Source organism: Streptomyces sp. NPDC048461, from assembly GCF_055587105.1.
Map to the genome: position 1 here is coordinate 256,295 of NZ_JBVJGW010000005.1, position 13,988 is coordinate 270,282.

The window sequence follows — 13,988 nt, forward strand, 5'->3', positions numbered from 1 at the left end:
CGACGTGTCCCGTTCTTATGGGAGCCCTTCGGGGTTACCGCACCCGTCGGAGAGCCACTGGCTTTCCCTTGAGAACTCAATAGTGGAAACGAAGTTGAGGCCGCCGCCTCCTCAGTAAGGCGGTCGGCGCGGCCAAGGTCCGCGCACTCGACCTCCGCGGCCTCCGTGCTGCGGCCGGTTGCCCCCTCCGTCCGTCCGTCGCTTCGGCGATGAACAGACGGGGTTCCAGGGAGCCGAGTCCATCCGCTCCACCCCAACGCAGTGCAGCCCCCGGCGCTCGAACGCCGGGGGCTGCTGAGTCCCGTTCCTCTGCTGAAGGAGCAAGACCCATGAAATCCATCGTTGCACTTCATGACGTGGTTACGCCGTGGTCCGACGGTTTGGAGCCGTCGGACGCGGAGCTGGACGCGATCGAGTGGGAGCTGCCGCTGATCCTGGCGGACGTTGACCTGCTCGACGCGGAGATCGCCGTGCTGGACCGTGCGCCGTCCGAGCTGGACGAGCAGCGGATCCGCCGGGCCCGCCGACGGATGCTCGCCGTACGCAGGGACCTGACGAACCAGGCCGCCGCGGCGGCGGGCATGACGGGCGGTGCGGCATGACCACCGCCCCGATCCCCCTATCTGCGATGGGCGCCCCGCTGATGGCGCTGCGGATCTTCGCCGATGTCTACCGGCACCTGCCAGCCCCGACCGTATCGATCTCCACCGTCTACCCCGACCTGCTGGAGCTGGCGCTCCACGACGACCTCGACGGGTTCGAGACCTGGTGCGAGGCTCTGGAAATCCCGTCCCGGACGGTGTCGCACGGTGTTCAGGCCGGCGGCCGCACCCGCGTCCTGAAAGCCGAAACGACGTACTCCGGTGGGCGCGTGAAGCTGATCGGCTACGCCAAGATCCCCGCCCCCGACGGGGAGCGTTCACGGGCGGAGGGCGCCTCGTGAACCGTGTTCAGATCCGTTCATCCGAACGCGCCCTCTCCGTCGGGACGTGGCTGATCGTCGGTGGCGCAATGCTCTACTCCGTCCTCACCGTCACCCCCCTCATGGCCGCCCACACCCCCGAACCGTGGCGGTGGACGGCCCCGATCCTGCCGCTCGTCGTGGACGCCGCAGTCGTCATCGTCGTCCGCCTGGACTCCGTCCTCGCCCGCCTGGGCGGGCATGGCGGGGCGTGGCCGGTGGCGCTCCGGTGGATGACCGGGACCATGACCCTGGCGCTGAACATCGGCGTATCCGCCCTGGCCGGAGACCTCGTCGGGGTCGCCGTACACGCGGTCGCCCCGCTCCTCCTGATCGTCACCGCGGAAGCCGGCCTGGCCTACCGGCGGGCCCTAACCGCCGCCGTCCTGGCCGTCGAAGCCCGCCGGCAGGCCGAGCACGACGCCCGGCAGCAGAAGGCTGCGGAGCGGGAAGAGAACCGGCTCCGGGCGGCGCGTGAACAGCGCGAGCACGAAGCGACGGTCGCCCGTGAACAGCGTGAACACCAAGCCGCGCTGGCCCGGGAGGAAGCCGACCGGCAGGACCGCATCCGCCGCGAAGACGCCGAGCAGGCTGCGGCCGCCGAGCAGGCGGAGCGCGATGCCCGTGAACGCCGTGAACACGAGCGTGAACAAGCAGCCGCCGAGCTTGAACGCCGCAAGCTCCAGGCCGCGCAGAAGCCCGAGCTGGAGGCGCAGCAGCAGGCCGAGCGTGAACGCCGTGAACAGGTCCGTGAACAAGAGCGGATCGAGCGTGAACGCGCCGCCCTCCTCGCCGCCGGCCCCCCGCCGGCCAAGCTCCCGGAGGACCAGGCCCGCGCCACGGTGGCCGCCGCGTTCGCCGCTGGGGTGCCGGTCCGGGTAGCCGCGGAGCTGTCGGGCTGGTCGGTCGGCTGGGCCTCCGCCCGCTACCAGGAACACCGCGACGACTTCGGCTCCGCTCCGGCCCTCGGCCGGTGAGCACGCTCCCGGTCTACCGGTGGCGTCTGGCCCCCGACGGTCTGGCCACGCGCCGTCAGCTCCGCGCCGCCGGGCTCCGGCCCGGCGGACAGGACGTCGCCGCCGAACTGGAACGGCCCCGCCGACGGCGCGGCCCGCTCATCGCCTACCTCTACCTGATCGAGCAGGCCAAGCCCGTCCGGCCCATGACCGCCCGCCGCGCCGCCGCACTCGCTAAGGCCAATGCGGCCCGCAGGACCTGCCCGGCCTGCCGACGGGATGCCGGGTACGTCATCCCGTCCTCGCTCGGCATGTGCACCCCGTGTGCGTACCCCGATGAACAGCGCGTCGCCTGAAACGTCAGCAAGGGCCCGGCCGCCAACCTCCTACAGCGTCGGCCGGGCCCTCTTCTCCCCTGAAGGAGCACGTTCAGCATGACCGACACCATCACCGAACCGCAGGCACCACCCGAAGAATCCACCCCCACCCCCACCCCCACCCCGCCGGCAGCCAGTACGGTCGCCGAGGGCAAGCAGGTGGAGCACACCGCGGGGGGATTCCCCGTCGTGCCGCTCTCCCTGTCCGGCACCAACACCGCCGCCGGCCTCTTCGCCACGGCCGCCCTGGCCGGCGGTCCGCTCGCCGCGGCGGTGGCGATGACGGGGGCCGCCGTCCTCGGCGTCGCCGCCGCACACCAGCGCACCACCAAGGCCAAGAAGAAGACCCCGACCGGCAAGCCCACCCCGGCCGCCGGCCGTACGCCGAGCGGAAGCGGGGGGCGTGGCCTCTTGGGCCGGATCCCCTCCCAACCGCGCAGCGGATCCCGCTCGGGCGGCCGGGGCGCGGCCGGATCCCGCAAGGCGTCCGGAGGGCAGGCCCGCAACCGCACGGCCTCGGGTGCAGGACTCCGGTCCGGCTCCAGCGGGAAGCCGGGTAAGCCGTCTGTCCGGCAGCGCGCGGCACACGCCGCGGGCGGCCTGGCCGGTGGGCGGGCGGGGCGGGTGCAGGCGCTCCGCCAGCAGGCAAAGACGCAGACCCCAACCCGTACCGCGGCCCGTACGGCTGCGGTGCAGGCGCGTCGGCAGGTCGCCGACACCCGCCGGGCGGCCAAGACCGCCACCCGCAACCCCACCCCGACCAAGCCCCGCACCGCCCCCGGCTCCAGCCGGGGAGCGGGCGGGGGCGCCGGGGGCGGGAAGGCCCGTGGTCCGGCGGCCCGCACGCTGGCCAAGGCCATGGGTAAGGCGGCCGCGGTCCGCGACCGGGCCATCGCCGCAGGCCGTACAGCTCGGGACCGGAGTGCGGGCCGGGCGGTCGCCGCGGGCAAGCAGGGAGTCCGGGAGGCCGCGCACCGTAAGCGGATCGCGCAGCTCAAGGCCCCCGCGCAGAAGGCGGCGCGGAGGGCCATGCGCCGCTCCGCCGCACGGTTCCAGGCCCGCCGCGCGGCCGCCGCGGTCTTCGGCGGTCTGCTCGGGGCCCTGGGCGTGGTCACTACCCCGCTCGGGCGGAAGCTCGGATGGGCCTGGCTACAGAATCCCGGCCGGCGCCTCTACCGCTTCCTCCTCGGCCGTGCCCGCGCCGAGCGGGCCGACCGGGACGCGGACATCCGCACTGAGCTCGATGACGACGAGCGGGCCGCCGTAGAGCAGGCGGACGCCGAACGCGACCAGGACACCGACGGCGAAGCCGTCGGGGACCGGGCCGCCCGTCCGACTACGCACGTTCCTGCACCTCCCACCCGTCAAGGAGTAGCCGTGAGCAATGTTTCCGGGTTCCGGTTCGAGGAGCTGGCCGCCGAGATGGAGCAGGCCGCGCAGTCCTACGAGCCGGAGAGCGCCATGGAGATCCTCGCCATGGTCGAAGGCCTCCCCGAGGCTCTGACCTCGATCGCGAACATCATGCAGATCCTCGCCGAGCGCTCCGACTCGGAGTTCCCGCTGGAGAAGTCCATCGCGGACGGGTTCTCCGACATCTACGCCGCCCTCAACAACGCCACCTCCGTGGCCGAGGACCTGGGGCCCGCGTTCCGGCAGACCCACGAGCAGGACATCGCCCGCCACGAGGACCCCCGCAACGGCCCCGACGCCGAGAAGGGCTGGAACGTCTGATGACCACCACATCCGCCATCAAGCACGAAGGACTGGCCCTGGACTGGGCCGCCGGCCACGGCCCCATCACCGGCGCCCTGTCCGCGACGACCGGTGCGTACGCCGTCGCCACCGTCGGGACGCTCGCCCACATGCCCCCCACCTGGGCCCTCGCCATCGGCACCGTCGGCGCGCTCGGGCACACCGCGACCGGGCTCCGCCAGCGGCTCGCCGCCCGCACGATCAGCGCCCGCGCCGCGTCCTGGCTCCTCGGCTCCGGCTGGACCACCTGGGCCCTCGCCACCAACCCCCTCACCTGGAGCGCGCTCGGCTCCCTCGCCGTCATCGGCGTCGGCATGGGCGCCGCCGCCCGGTCCGTCGGCCTGTACGAGGAAGCCCGGGAGCTGGTGGCCATCGAAGCCGCCGAACGCCAAGTAGCCCGGGAGTTGTCGGCGGGGCGGCGGGCGATCGCCGCGGAGTGGGTGGACCGGGTCCAGCGGGTCTGCGGGATCACGCTGCGGGTGGTGGCGGTGGAGATGTGGCCCACGAACACCGGGTTCACCATCGACGCCGAACTCCCCCCGGGCGGCACCACCTACGACCGCATCGCCCGCGAGAACGCCCGCCTCTCCGCCGATGCCCGGCTGCCGCACGGCTGCACCGCCGCCGCGTCCCCGGGCATCGACCAGGGCCGCGTCCTGATCGACGTGACCACGGTCAACGTGCTGGCCGCAGAGGTCCCGTACCCCTCCGAGTACAGCGCGCTGTCGATCCACACCGGGATCCCGTGGGGGTACCGGACGAACGCGGAGGAGATCTGCGCGTACCTGCGCGAGCAGTGCGCGCTGGTCGTCGGCCCGACCGGCTCGGGCAAGACGAACATGATCCACGTCATCCTCGCCGGGTTCGCCCGCGCCGAAGACATCCTGACGTGGGTCATCGACCTCAACGCCGGTTCAGCCGGCCTGCCCTGGATCCGGGCCGCGATGGAACCGGCCGACGACGGTGAGAAGGCGGTGCGGCCGGGGATCGACTGGCTCGCCGCGAGCCACGAGGAAGCCCACCTCATGCTCGATGCGGCCCTGCGAGTGGGGGACTACCGCAAGCGCGCCTACCAGGACCTCATGGCCAAGGCGAACACCGATCTCCTGCCGATCAGCCGGGAGATTCCGCAGATCATGCTGCTGATCGACGAGGGCGCGGAAATCCTGATCAGCCGGGACCCGGAAACCCGCAAGCTCGCTCAGAAGATCATGAAAGTGATCCGGATGCTCCGCGCCATGGGCATCCGCACCGTCCTTACCGCCCTCGGAGCCACCGGCGCGGTGCTCGGGGACATGATGATCCGCCGGGAAGCCAAGACCCGCGTGGCCCTGACCGGCGGGGCGACGGAGGGCATGGACCTGGCCAAACTGTTCCCCGGCGGGACCGGGCTGCGGATCGAGCAGGCACCGCACAAGGGCACCGGGTTCATGGGCACCCCCGAATCCCCGGCCGCGCTCTTCGGGACGTGGCGGATCCTGCCCAACCAGATCCGCGACATCGTCCACGCCACCAGCGACCGCCACCCCTACCTCGACGCCATGTCCGCCAAGGCCGCCGGGCCCGACTACGCGCGGCGCTGGGACACGGCCCGCACCGCGTGGATCACCGCACACCAGCACACCGACCCCGACCCCGACACGGACGCGAGCCCGGCCGGGAACCCGCCGACGGGCCGGGGACTGAACCTCTCCGCCCACCGCACCGCCCCGGCGGCGCCGGTCGTCGCGGATGAGGAAGCGCTCGCCGAGCAGTTCCGGCGCCAGATCGACGCCCAGTTCGCCACCACCCCCGAACCCGGCACCCACACGGAGCCGGAGGCGCCGATGGTGCGGCCGGGGTTGAACCTGTCCGCGCACCGCGCCGAGGACAACGCCGCCCAACAAGCGGCCCTCACCCTCCTGATCGCCGCGGGCCCCGCCGGGACCGGAGCGTCCGCGATCGCCCGGGACCTCGACCGGTACGGCACCACCCGCCAGACCGTCGCCGGATGGCTCAAGACGTGGGCCGAGGAAGGCGAAGCCGTCCGCATCGGGACCGGCACCAAGACCCGCTACGTCCACCACAGCCACGCCCCCAACACCCCCGATGGCTCCGCGCAGGACTGACCTTGACGCTTGTCGCCCACCCCGGCAGAAGCCCGCTCCCGGCCCCTCTGAGGGCTTGGAAACGGCTTGTGACCTGGGAGGCGACAAGCGACAAGACAAGACAAGCGACAAGCCACACGACAAGCAGGCGACAAGCCCCGCGGCGACCACACCTAAACGTTCAAGGGTGGTCGCCGCGCTCACGAGGGAGCCCCGTCGTGCATGAACCCACCCGCACGAGCACCACCCCCGCGACCCGCTACGGCGACCCCATCCTCCACCCCACCGCCATCCAGCAGCCGCTCATGCTGCCCGCCGAACTCCCCCCAGGAGTCGAGATGGTCACCCTCCCCGGCGGCTACCGCACCCTCGCCTACACCCACCTCGGCACCGCCCCCGCGCCTGCATCGGCCGCCGCCGTGCAGCCGGTCCCCGTGTGGGCGAAGACGACCGCTTTGCTCGCCCCGACCGTGGGCGGCGGGATCGCCGCGGCCGGGTTCGGAATCTCCTACGCCGCCCCGGGACTGATCGCCATCACCGAAGCCCTCTGGGCCGCCATCGCCCTCATCGCCGCCGGAACCCTCGCCCCCATCCTCCTCCGCACCGCACGCGGATCGGCCGGCCAGTGTGCGGCTCCGGTGCAGCACGTGACGCAGAACATCAGCGCGTCCGGGATGTTCGGCCGCGCCACCGGAACCATCAACCACCGCTGACCAAGGAGCCCCATGGACCAGTCCCAGCCGCTGGCCGACCGCGTCACGGACGCGCTCAACCTGCTCGCCGGTAAGCGCACCGTCCGCTGCCCCGAGCCCGGATGCCGCGTCTCGATCCACTACCGCGCCGTCACCGCCGACGAGGCCAAGCGCCTCACCGACGCCGCCACCGACCACTCCCACCACTGACACGACGAGGGCGGCCCCGTCTCGGCAAAGTCCGGGCCGCCCTCTTCCAGCACCTACTGGAGGACCCCAGCATGACTCAACACCCCCCGTCCGCACAGCTCACCACCGCCTTAAGCCTCGCCGCCCGCGGCTGGCCCGTCTTCCCCCTCCGGCCCGGAACGAAGACCCCCGCCCTCCATAGCCAGGACCGCTGCCCCCGCAACGGTGCCTGCGCCGCCGGGCACGTGAAGTGGGAGCAGCGCGCCACCACCGACCCGGCCGCCATCACCCGCTGCTGGAGCCACCGGCCCTACAACATCGGTCTGGCCACGGGCCCCGCCGGGCTGGTCGTGGTCGACCTGGACACCCCCAAGCCCCAGCACGGTCCGGACGCGCGGACCGGAGCGGAGACCTTCACGACGCTCTGCGCCCGCGACGGGCAGGCCGTCCCGGTCACCTTCCGGACCCGGACCCCGTCGGGCGGGGCTCACCTGTACTTCGCCGCCCCGGCCGGAGTGCGGCTGGGGAACACGGCGGGCAAGCTCGGGCCGCTCATCGACACCCGCGCCCACGGCGGCTACGTCGTCGCCCCCGCCAGCACCACCCCCGCCGGCCCGTACGAGGTCACCGACCCGGCCCCGGTCGCGGAACTGCCGAACTGGCTGCTCACCCTGCTCCAGCCGCCCGCCCCCACGCCCGCCCGGCGGCTGGCCGCCCCCACGGTCAGCGGCAGCAGTGCGGCCCGCGCCGCGCTGAACGCCGAGTGCGCCACGGTCCGGGCAGCTCCGGTCAAGCAGGCGAACAACACGCTCAACCGGTCCGCGTTCAAGATCGGACGGTTCGTGGCCTGGGGCGACATCACCCGCGAGGAAGTCGAAGGGGCCTTCCAAGCGGCAGGAGAGGACCGGGGACTCACCGTCGCCGAGTGCCGCTCCACGATCCGCAGCGCCCTCGACAGCTCCGCCCGCACCGCCCGCACCCGGGAGACGGCATGAGCACCCACTCCCATCCCCCCTTGGAAGGCCCTGCCCCCAGCCGCGCCGAGGTCAGCCCCGCCGAACCGGCCCCCGCCCCGGACGACGGTGGTGCGCTGAGGGTCGTCGCCGAAGGCGTCCCTTCTGCTGTCCGCCCTGACCCGCGCTGGGACGACGGACGCCGGCCGGTCGCCTGGCTCCACATCACCGCCCCCGGCCACGGCGTCACCCCCTCCGCCCGCTCCTGGTGCCAGTGCGGGCGGGACCTCTTCGCCGCGGGGCAGGCCCGCGCGCTCGCCCTGATCGCCGACCACGCCCAGCACCGCACCCACTGCCCGCTCCTCGTCACCCAGGAAGGGAAGGCCGCCTGATGAGCGACCCGAAGCCCAAGGCCGCACCCATCGACGGCGCCGCCCTCCTCAACGAGGTCGAAGCCTTCCACCGCCGGTTCAACATCTTCCCCCGCGAAGCCGCCTACGCAGCGGTGGTCCTGTGGGACGCCCACGCGCACCTGCTCGACGCCTTCGACGCCACCCCGCGGATCGCGTTCCTCTCCCCGGAACCCGGTTCCGGCAAGAGCCGCGCGCTGGACGTGATCGAGACCCTCGTACCCAACTCCATGGCAGCGGTGGACGCCTCGCAGTCCGCACTGTTCCGGTCCGTCGCCGGCATCGAAGAAGAGCGGCCCACGATCCTCTTCGACGAGATCGACACGATCTTCGGCCCCAAGGCCGCAGGGGACGAGAACCTGCGCAAGTTCCTCAACGCCGGTCACACCCGAGGCCGGAAGATGTACCGATGCGTCGGGGACGGCGCCAACCAGACCGTGGAGGGCTTCCCCGCCTACTGCGCCGTCGCCCTCGCGGGACTCGGCTCCCTGCCCGACACCGTCTTCAGCCGCTCCGTCATCATCCGCATGCGCAAGAAGGCCCCCAACGAGTCCTGCGAGCCCTGGCGGGAGCGCATCCACAAGAAGCAGGGCAACTCCTTGCGCGACCGACTCGCCTCCTGGGCCGAATCCATCCGAGAGCAAGTCACCGGATCCTGGCCCACCATGCCCGAAGGCATCAGCGACCGGCCGGCAGACGTGTGGGAACCCCTCCTCTCCATCGCCGAAGCCGCGGGAGGCGACTGGCCCGAGCGGGCCCGCGAAGCCTGCCTGGAACTGGTCACCGCCGCCAAGGAGAACGACGCCTCCTCCCTCGGCATCCGCCTGCTGACCGACCTACGCGACCACGTCTTCCGCGGCCAAGAGCGGATGCCGACCGCAACGATCCTCGAATCCCTCCTGCGCATGGACGACGCCCCCTGGGCCGACATGGACGGCAAGCCCCTCACCTCCCGAGCCCTGTCCCAGATGCTCGGCCAGTACGTCACCGCGGCCAACAAGCCCATCAAGCCCCGCGGGATCCGAGTCGGCTCCACCACCCCCAAGGGCTACTACGCCGAAGACCTGGCCGACGCCTGGGCCCGCTACTGCCCCCCGCACCTCCAGAAGTCCGCAACAGCCGCCACAGCCGCCACACCGCAGGTCAGAGGGGGTGAATCTGTGGCGGATACCGCCACACGCATCCGCCACACGCACACGGAAACCGCCACACCGCTCTTCCCCGTCGCCGGATAGCTCCCGCCACGACCGGTGCCGCCACACCACTGCGTGTGGCGGCACCTATCCGCCACAGAATCCCGATCCGCCACAAATCCGAGCCGCTGACCAGCGATGTTGCGGCGTGGCGGATGTTGCGGATCCCCCAGAGGGGGCGAAGCACGGCCTACCCCCGTGGCGCCCCAGCGGGCCCGCTCGACCTACTTCACGAGGAGACGACGATGGCAACGCCCCGACGCCGGCGGCCGCCGGTGGATGAATGGCTGCCCCTCACCGACGTACTTGAGGAACTCGGCATCACGCGCGCCACCTGGTACCGCTGGCGGAACCGCGGCTACGGCCCCGAGGCCCGCCGCCTCCCGAACGGCCATCTCCGGGTGCGCCGCAGTGCTCTGGACGCCTTCAACAATGACCTGGAGGCCGCGTGACCGACTGGAGCTACACGGTCAAGATGTGGGCCATCCGAAAGCGGCCCTACCGGAAGCCCTACCAACTCCGTTGGCAGGTGGGGATCCGGCCCCACTCGGAGTCCTTCCTGACTCTCGGCCTGGCCGAGAGTCGGCGCGCGCAGCTCATCACCGCGGCGCGCGCCGGGGAGCCCTTCGACGTTGACAGCGGGCTCCCCCGATCGCTCATCCAGCGGGAGAAGGACATCCCCTGGTACGAGCACGCCCGAAACTACGTCGAGATGAAGTGGGACCACTCCCCCGCGACGACACGGAAGAACCTTGCCGAGGCCATGGCCACGGTCACGATGGCCCTGGTTAAGGACTCCAAAGGCATGGCCGAGCCGAGCGTCGCCCGGCGGGTGCTCTATAGCTGGGCGTTCAACGTGCACCAGTGGGACAAGGAGCAGCCGGACGACGTGAAGGCAGTCCTGGCCTGGTTCGAGCGGAAGTCCGTGCCGGTTTCCGCCCTCTCCGAGCGGGTGCTCGCGCGGAAGGCCCTCACCGCCTGCACGAAGCGGCTAGACGGGAAGACGTCTGCTGGCTCCGTCATCGCCCGAAAGCGCGCCATTTTCCACCAAGCCCTCGGGTACGCGGTGGAAGCGGACCTGCTCGCGGAGAACCCGCTCCATTCCCTTCAGTGGTCGGCGCCCGAGAAGGTCGAAGAAGAGCTGGACCGGGCCTGTGTGCCCGGGCCCGAACTCGCCGAGCGACTGCTCGCCGGGGTCCGGGCTCAGGGAGCACGGGGGCGGCATCTGGAGGCGTTCTTCGCCTGCATCCTCTACGCCGCCGCTCGTCCCGGCGAGACGGTCGGGCTGCGGGCCGCGGACTTTCGCCTGCCCCGGCGCGGGTGGGGAACGGTGTGGCTGCGGGAGAGCCGTCCGCGCGCCGGCCGGGCCTGGACGGACTCCGGCGAGGCCCATGACCGGAAGGGTCTGAAGCACCGGCCCCGGAGCGCCGTGCGTGAGGTCCCAATCCCGCCCCAGCTCGTATCCCTGCTGCGCTGGCACATCACCGTCCACGGCGTCGCGGATGACGGACGGCTCTTCAGAACGGCGCGTGGCGGGATGGTGCAGGAGAGCGGATACGGCGCGGTGTGGGCCGATGCCAGGGCAGAAGTGCTGAGCCAGCAGGACCACGCGTCCAGATTGGCTAAACGGCCTTATGACCTTCGCCACACGGCGGTGTCCACCTGGCTCAGTGCGGGGGTGGAACCGCAGATCGTCGCTCAGCGCGCCGGCCACAGCCTGGCGGTGCTCTTCCGGGTGTACGCGAAGTTCCTGAAGGGCGGGGCGGAGGCCGCGAACGCCAAGATTTCCGCGCGTCTGGACGGCCGGTAGCGGGCTTGCCCAAACTCCCAGGTCGGACCCCGGATTCCCGTCCACGCCCCGTCCACAGAGGCTGGTAGAGAGCGTGTGTCAGCGAGACAGTGCGAGACAGTCGGCTGACCGTGTTCGAAAACGACAGAACCCCCGTTCGCTGCGTTTCCGCAGATGAACGGGGGTTCCACTCGCGTGGCGACGCCAGGATTCGAACCTGGGTAGGCTAAGCCGACGGATTTACAGTCCGCTCCCATTGGCCACTCGGGCACATCGCCATGAGATGTCGCCTTCGAGTCCGCTGTGGGGCGGTGCTCTGTGGCAACGACGTAAACGATACCCGATGACCGGGGGTGCTTCGCCACCGGATTGATCAGCGCTCGGGGTGGGTGCGGTGGCTAGGCTTTGCCGAGCGGACCGGAGCTGTCCGGCCGGGCCCCACGGGGCCATCACCACCGACTTCAAGGAGCCACAGGACATGGCCGACTCCAGTTTCGACATCGTCTCGAAGGTCGAGCGGCAGGAGGTCGACAACGCCCTCAACCAGGCCGCCAAGGAACTCTCGCAGCGCTACGACTTCAAGGGCACGGGCGCCACGATCGCCTGGTCCGGCGAGAAGATCGTGATGGAGGCGAACTCCGAGGAGCGCGTCAAGGCCATCCTCGACGTCTTCGAGACCAAGCTGGTCAAGCGCGGCATCTCGCTCAAGGCGCTGGACGCCGGCGAGCCGCAGCTCTCCGGCAAGGAGTACAAGATCTTCGCCACGATCGAGGAGGGCATCTCCCAGGAGAACGCCAAGAAGGTCGCGAAGATCATCCGGGACGAGGGTCCCAAGGGCGTCAAGGCCCAGGTGCAGGGCGAGGAGCTGCGCGTCAGCTCCAAGAGCCGTGACGACCTGCAGGAGGTCCAGACGCTGCTCAAGGGCAAGGACCTGGACTTCGCGATCCAGTACGTGAACTACCGCTGACCCTGGTCCGCGACCTGTTCCCGCGCCGGCCCGGCGGTCCTCACCGACCGCCGGGCCGCGGCGTTCCCGGGGCGTGTGTGCGGGGCGCGTGCGGCGCGTGCGCCACTGCGGACCTCCGTGGGCACTTGGGCGCCGGGGAGTGCGCCCACCACGCTGGATGGACATCCATCACCGCGCGGCAGGGGGTTCTCGCATGCCAGGGGCCGGCACGTTTCGGGAAGACTTCGGGGCGTCCGTCGTCGTCGCGTTGGTCGCGCTGCCCCTCTGCGTGGGGATCGCCGTCGCCTCCGGGGTTCCGGCGGAGCTGGGGATCGTCACCGGAGTGGTCGGCGGGCTGGTCACGGGGTGGTTCCGCGGGAGTTCGCTCCAGGTGAGCGGGCCCGCGGCCGGGCTCACCGTGCTCGTCTACGAGGCGGTGAGCGCGTACGGCGTGCCCGCGCTCGGGGTGCTCGTGCTGGCCGCCGGCGCCGTGCAGCTGGGCATGGGCGTGCTGCGCCTCGGGCGGTGGTTCCGGGCGATCTCCGTCGCCGTCGTGTACGGGATGCTCGCCGGGATCGGGCTCGTGCTGATCGCGGGGCAGCTGTACGCCCTGGGCGGTACCGGGGCTCCGGGCACGACCCTGGCGAAGTTCGGCGGGCTGCCGGAGCTCGTGGCGGGGGCCGACTGGGCCGCCGTGGCGCTCGGGGCCGGTACGGTCGCCGTCCTGGTGGGCTGGCGCCGGATGCCGGCCCGGCTGCGCGTCGTGCCGGGGGCGCTCGTCGCCGTGTTCGCCGCGACGGCAGTGGCGGCGCTGTGGCGGCTGCCCGTCGAGAAGGTGCGGGTGACCGGGGTGCTGGAGGCGGTGTCCCCGCCCGGCTGGGGGGACTTCGGGGTGCTGGCGTCCTTCGGCGCGGCCGGGACCGTGGTCGCGCTGGCGCTGATCGCCTCCGCCGAGACGCTGTTCAGCGCCGCCGCCGTGGACCGCATGCACGACGGGCCGAGGACGGAGTACGACCGGGAGCTGATCGCCCAGGGGGTGGGCAACAGCGTCTGCGGGCTGCTGGGGGCGCTGCCGATGACGGCGGTGATCGTGCGCAGCGCCGCCAATGTGGAGGCAGGGGCGCGCACCCGGGCCTCACGGGTGATGCACGGCGCCTGGCTGCTGCTGTTCGCCGTGGCCGTCCCCCGGGTTCTGGAGCTGGTCCCGCTCGCGGCGTTGGCGGGGGTGCTGCTGCACGCGGGCTGGAAGCTGCTGCCCGCGCGGGCGGTGGCCGCGCTGTGGCGCACGCACCGGGGCGAGGCGGTGGTGCTGGCGGCGACGGCGGTGTCGATCGTGGCGACGAACCTGTTCGAGGGGGTGCTGTTCGGGCTGGGGCTCGCCGTCGCCAAGGCGGCGTGGGAGACCTCTCACGTGCACGTCGAGGAGGTCTGGGAGGGCGAGGTGCTGTGCGTGCGGGTCGTGGGGAACGCCAGCTTCCTGCGGCTGCCCAAGCTGCTCGACGCGCTGGACGCGCTGCCGCACGGGCAGCCGGTCCGGCTCGACCTGGGCGGGCTGCGCCACCTCGACCACGCCTGCCTGACCGCCCTGGAGGGGTGGGAGCGGCAGCGGACGCCGGTACCGGGCCGGGAGGGCGTCTCCTAGCCCGGCGCCCGGCTTCGTGGAGGTTCAGGTGCGGTCGGGTG

Annotated in this window: 15 protein-coding genes and 1 tRNA gene; 15 read left to right on the forward strand and 1 reads right to left on the reverse strand. The window is 72.0% G+C overall.

Going from position 1 to position 13,988, the window contains the following annotated elements; all coding sequences use genetic code 11:
* The first annotated feature begins 329 nt into the window (after positions 1-329).
* From ACZ6S8_RS11715 to ACZ6S8_RS11775, 13 genes are all read left to right on the forward strand, one after another.
* Positions 330-602, forward strand: coding sequence for a DUF6284 family protein (locus ACZ6S8_RS11715; protein ID WP_469454667.1), 273 nt, complete (start codon positions 330-332; stop codon positions 600-602).
* Positions 599-943, forward strand: coding sequence for a hypothetical protein (locus tag ACZ6S8_RS11720; protein WP_469454669.1), 345 nt, complete (start codon positions 599-601; stop codon positions 941-943). Before ACZ6S8_RS11715 ends, ACZ6S8_RS11720 begins: the two co-directional genes overlap by 4 nt.
* The gene (locus tag ACZ6S8_RS11725; RefSeq protein ID WP_469454671.1) at positions 940-1,938 is read left to right on the forward strand and encodes a DUF2637 domain-containing protein; all 999 of its coding nucleotides are present in this window, start codon (positions 940-942) and stop codon (positions 1,936-1,938) included. The genes ACZ6S8_RS11720 and ACZ6S8_RS11725 overlap by 4 nt, the downstream gene beginning before the upstream one ends.
* Positions 1,935-2,273 (forward strand): RRQRL motif-containing zinc-binding protein, encoded by a 339-nt coding sequence (locus tag ACZ6S8_RS11730; protein WP_469454673.1) that lies wholly within the window; start codon positions 1,935-1,937, stop codon positions 2,271-2,273. The genes ACZ6S8_RS11725 and ACZ6S8_RS11730 overlap by 4 nt, the downstream gene beginning before the upstream one ends.
* 78 nt (positions 2,274-2,351) lie before the next feature.
* Positions 2,352-4,025 (forward strand): hypothetical protein, encoded by a 1,674-nt coding sequence (locus ACZ6S8_RS11735; RefSeq protein ID WP_469454675.1) that lies wholly within the window; start codon positions 2,352-2,354, stop codon positions 4,023-4,025.
* Positions 4,025-6,154: a hypothetical protein gene (locus ACZ6S8_RS11740; RefSeq protein ID WP_469454677.1), complete on the forward strand. Its 2,130-nt coding sequence runs from the start codon at positions 4,025-4,027 to the stop codon at positions 6,152-6,154. Before ACZ6S8_RS11735 ends, ACZ6S8_RS11740 begins: the two co-directional genes overlap by 1 nt.
* Before the next feature lie 197 nt (positions 6,155-6,351).
* Positions 6,352-6,846: a hypothetical protein gene (locus ACZ6S8_RS11745; protein WP_469454679.1), complete on the forward strand. Its 495-nt coding sequence runs from the start codon at positions 6,352-6,354 to the stop codon at positions 6,844-6,846.
* A 12-nt stretch (positions 6,847-6,858) separates the two neighbouring features.
* Positions 6,859-7,035 carry a hypothetical protein gene (locus tag ACZ6S8_RS11750; RefSeq protein ID WP_469454681.1) on the forward strand — a complete coding sequence of 59 codons (177 nt, stop codon included), beginning with the start codon at positions 6,859-6,861 and terminating at the stop codon, positions 7,033-7,035.
* Positions 7,036-7,106: 71 nt separating this feature from the next.
* On the forward strand, positions 7,107-8,009 hold the full coding sequence (locus tag ACZ6S8_RS11755) for a bifunctional DNA primase/polymerase (RefSeq protein ID WP_469454683.1): 903 nt from the start codon (positions 7,107-7,109) through the stop codon (positions 8,007-8,009).
* Positions 8,006-8,359, forward strand: coding sequence for a hypothetical protein (locus ACZ6S8_RS11760; protein ID WP_469454685.1), 354 nt, complete (start codon positions 8,006-8,008; stop codon positions 8,357-8,359). Before ACZ6S8_RS11755 ends, ACZ6S8_RS11760 begins: the two co-directional genes overlap by 4 nt.
* A complete protein-coding gene (locus ACZ6S8_RS11765; protein WP_469454687.1) occupies positions 8,359-9,612 on the forward strand; it encodes a DUF3631 domain-containing protein in 1,254 nt (417 codons plus the stop codon). The genes ACZ6S8_RS11760 and ACZ6S8_RS11765 overlap by 1 nt, the downstream gene beginning before the upstream one ends.
* 203 nt (positions 9,613-9,815) lie before the next feature.
* Positions 9,816-10,022, forward strand: coding sequence for a helix-turn-helix transcriptional regulator (locus tag ACZ6S8_RS11770; protein ID WP_383931758.1), 207 nt, complete (start codon positions 9,816-9,818; stop codon positions 10,020-10,022).
* The gene (locus ACZ6S8_RS11775; protein WP_469454689.1) at positions 10,019-11,380 is read left to right on the forward strand and encodes a tyrosine-type recombinase/integrase; all 1,362 of its coding nucleotides are present in this window, start codon (positions 10,019-10,021) and stop codon (positions 11,378-11,380) included. Before ACZ6S8_RS11770 ends, ACZ6S8_RS11775 begins: the two co-directional genes overlap by 4 nt.
* 175 nt (positions 11,381-11,555) lie before the next feature.
* On the opposite strand, the gene ACZ6S8_RS11780 is transcribed toward ACZ6S8_RS11775, so the two are convergent.
* Positions 11,556-11,637: transfer RNA gene (locus ACZ6S8_RS11780), tRNA-Tyr, on the reverse strand.
* Between the two features lie 200 nt (positions 11,638-11,837).
* On the opposite strand from ACZ6S8_RS11780, the gene ACZ6S8_RS11785 reads away from it, so the two are divergent.
* The gene (locus ACZ6S8_RS11785; protein ID WP_383931752.1) at positions 11,838-12,326 is read left to right on the forward strand and encodes a YajQ family cyclic di-GMP-binding protein; all 489 of its coding nucleotides are present in this window, start codon (positions 11,838-11,840) and stop codon (positions 12,324-12,326) included.
* A 193-nt stretch (positions 12,327-12,519) separates the two neighbouring features.
* Entirely contained in the window at positions 12,520-13,947 is a 1,428-nt protein-coding gene (locus tag ACZ6S8_RS11790; protein WP_469454692.1) for a SulP family inorganic anion transporter, read from the forward strand.
* Positions 13,948-13,988 lie beyond the last annotated feature (41 nt).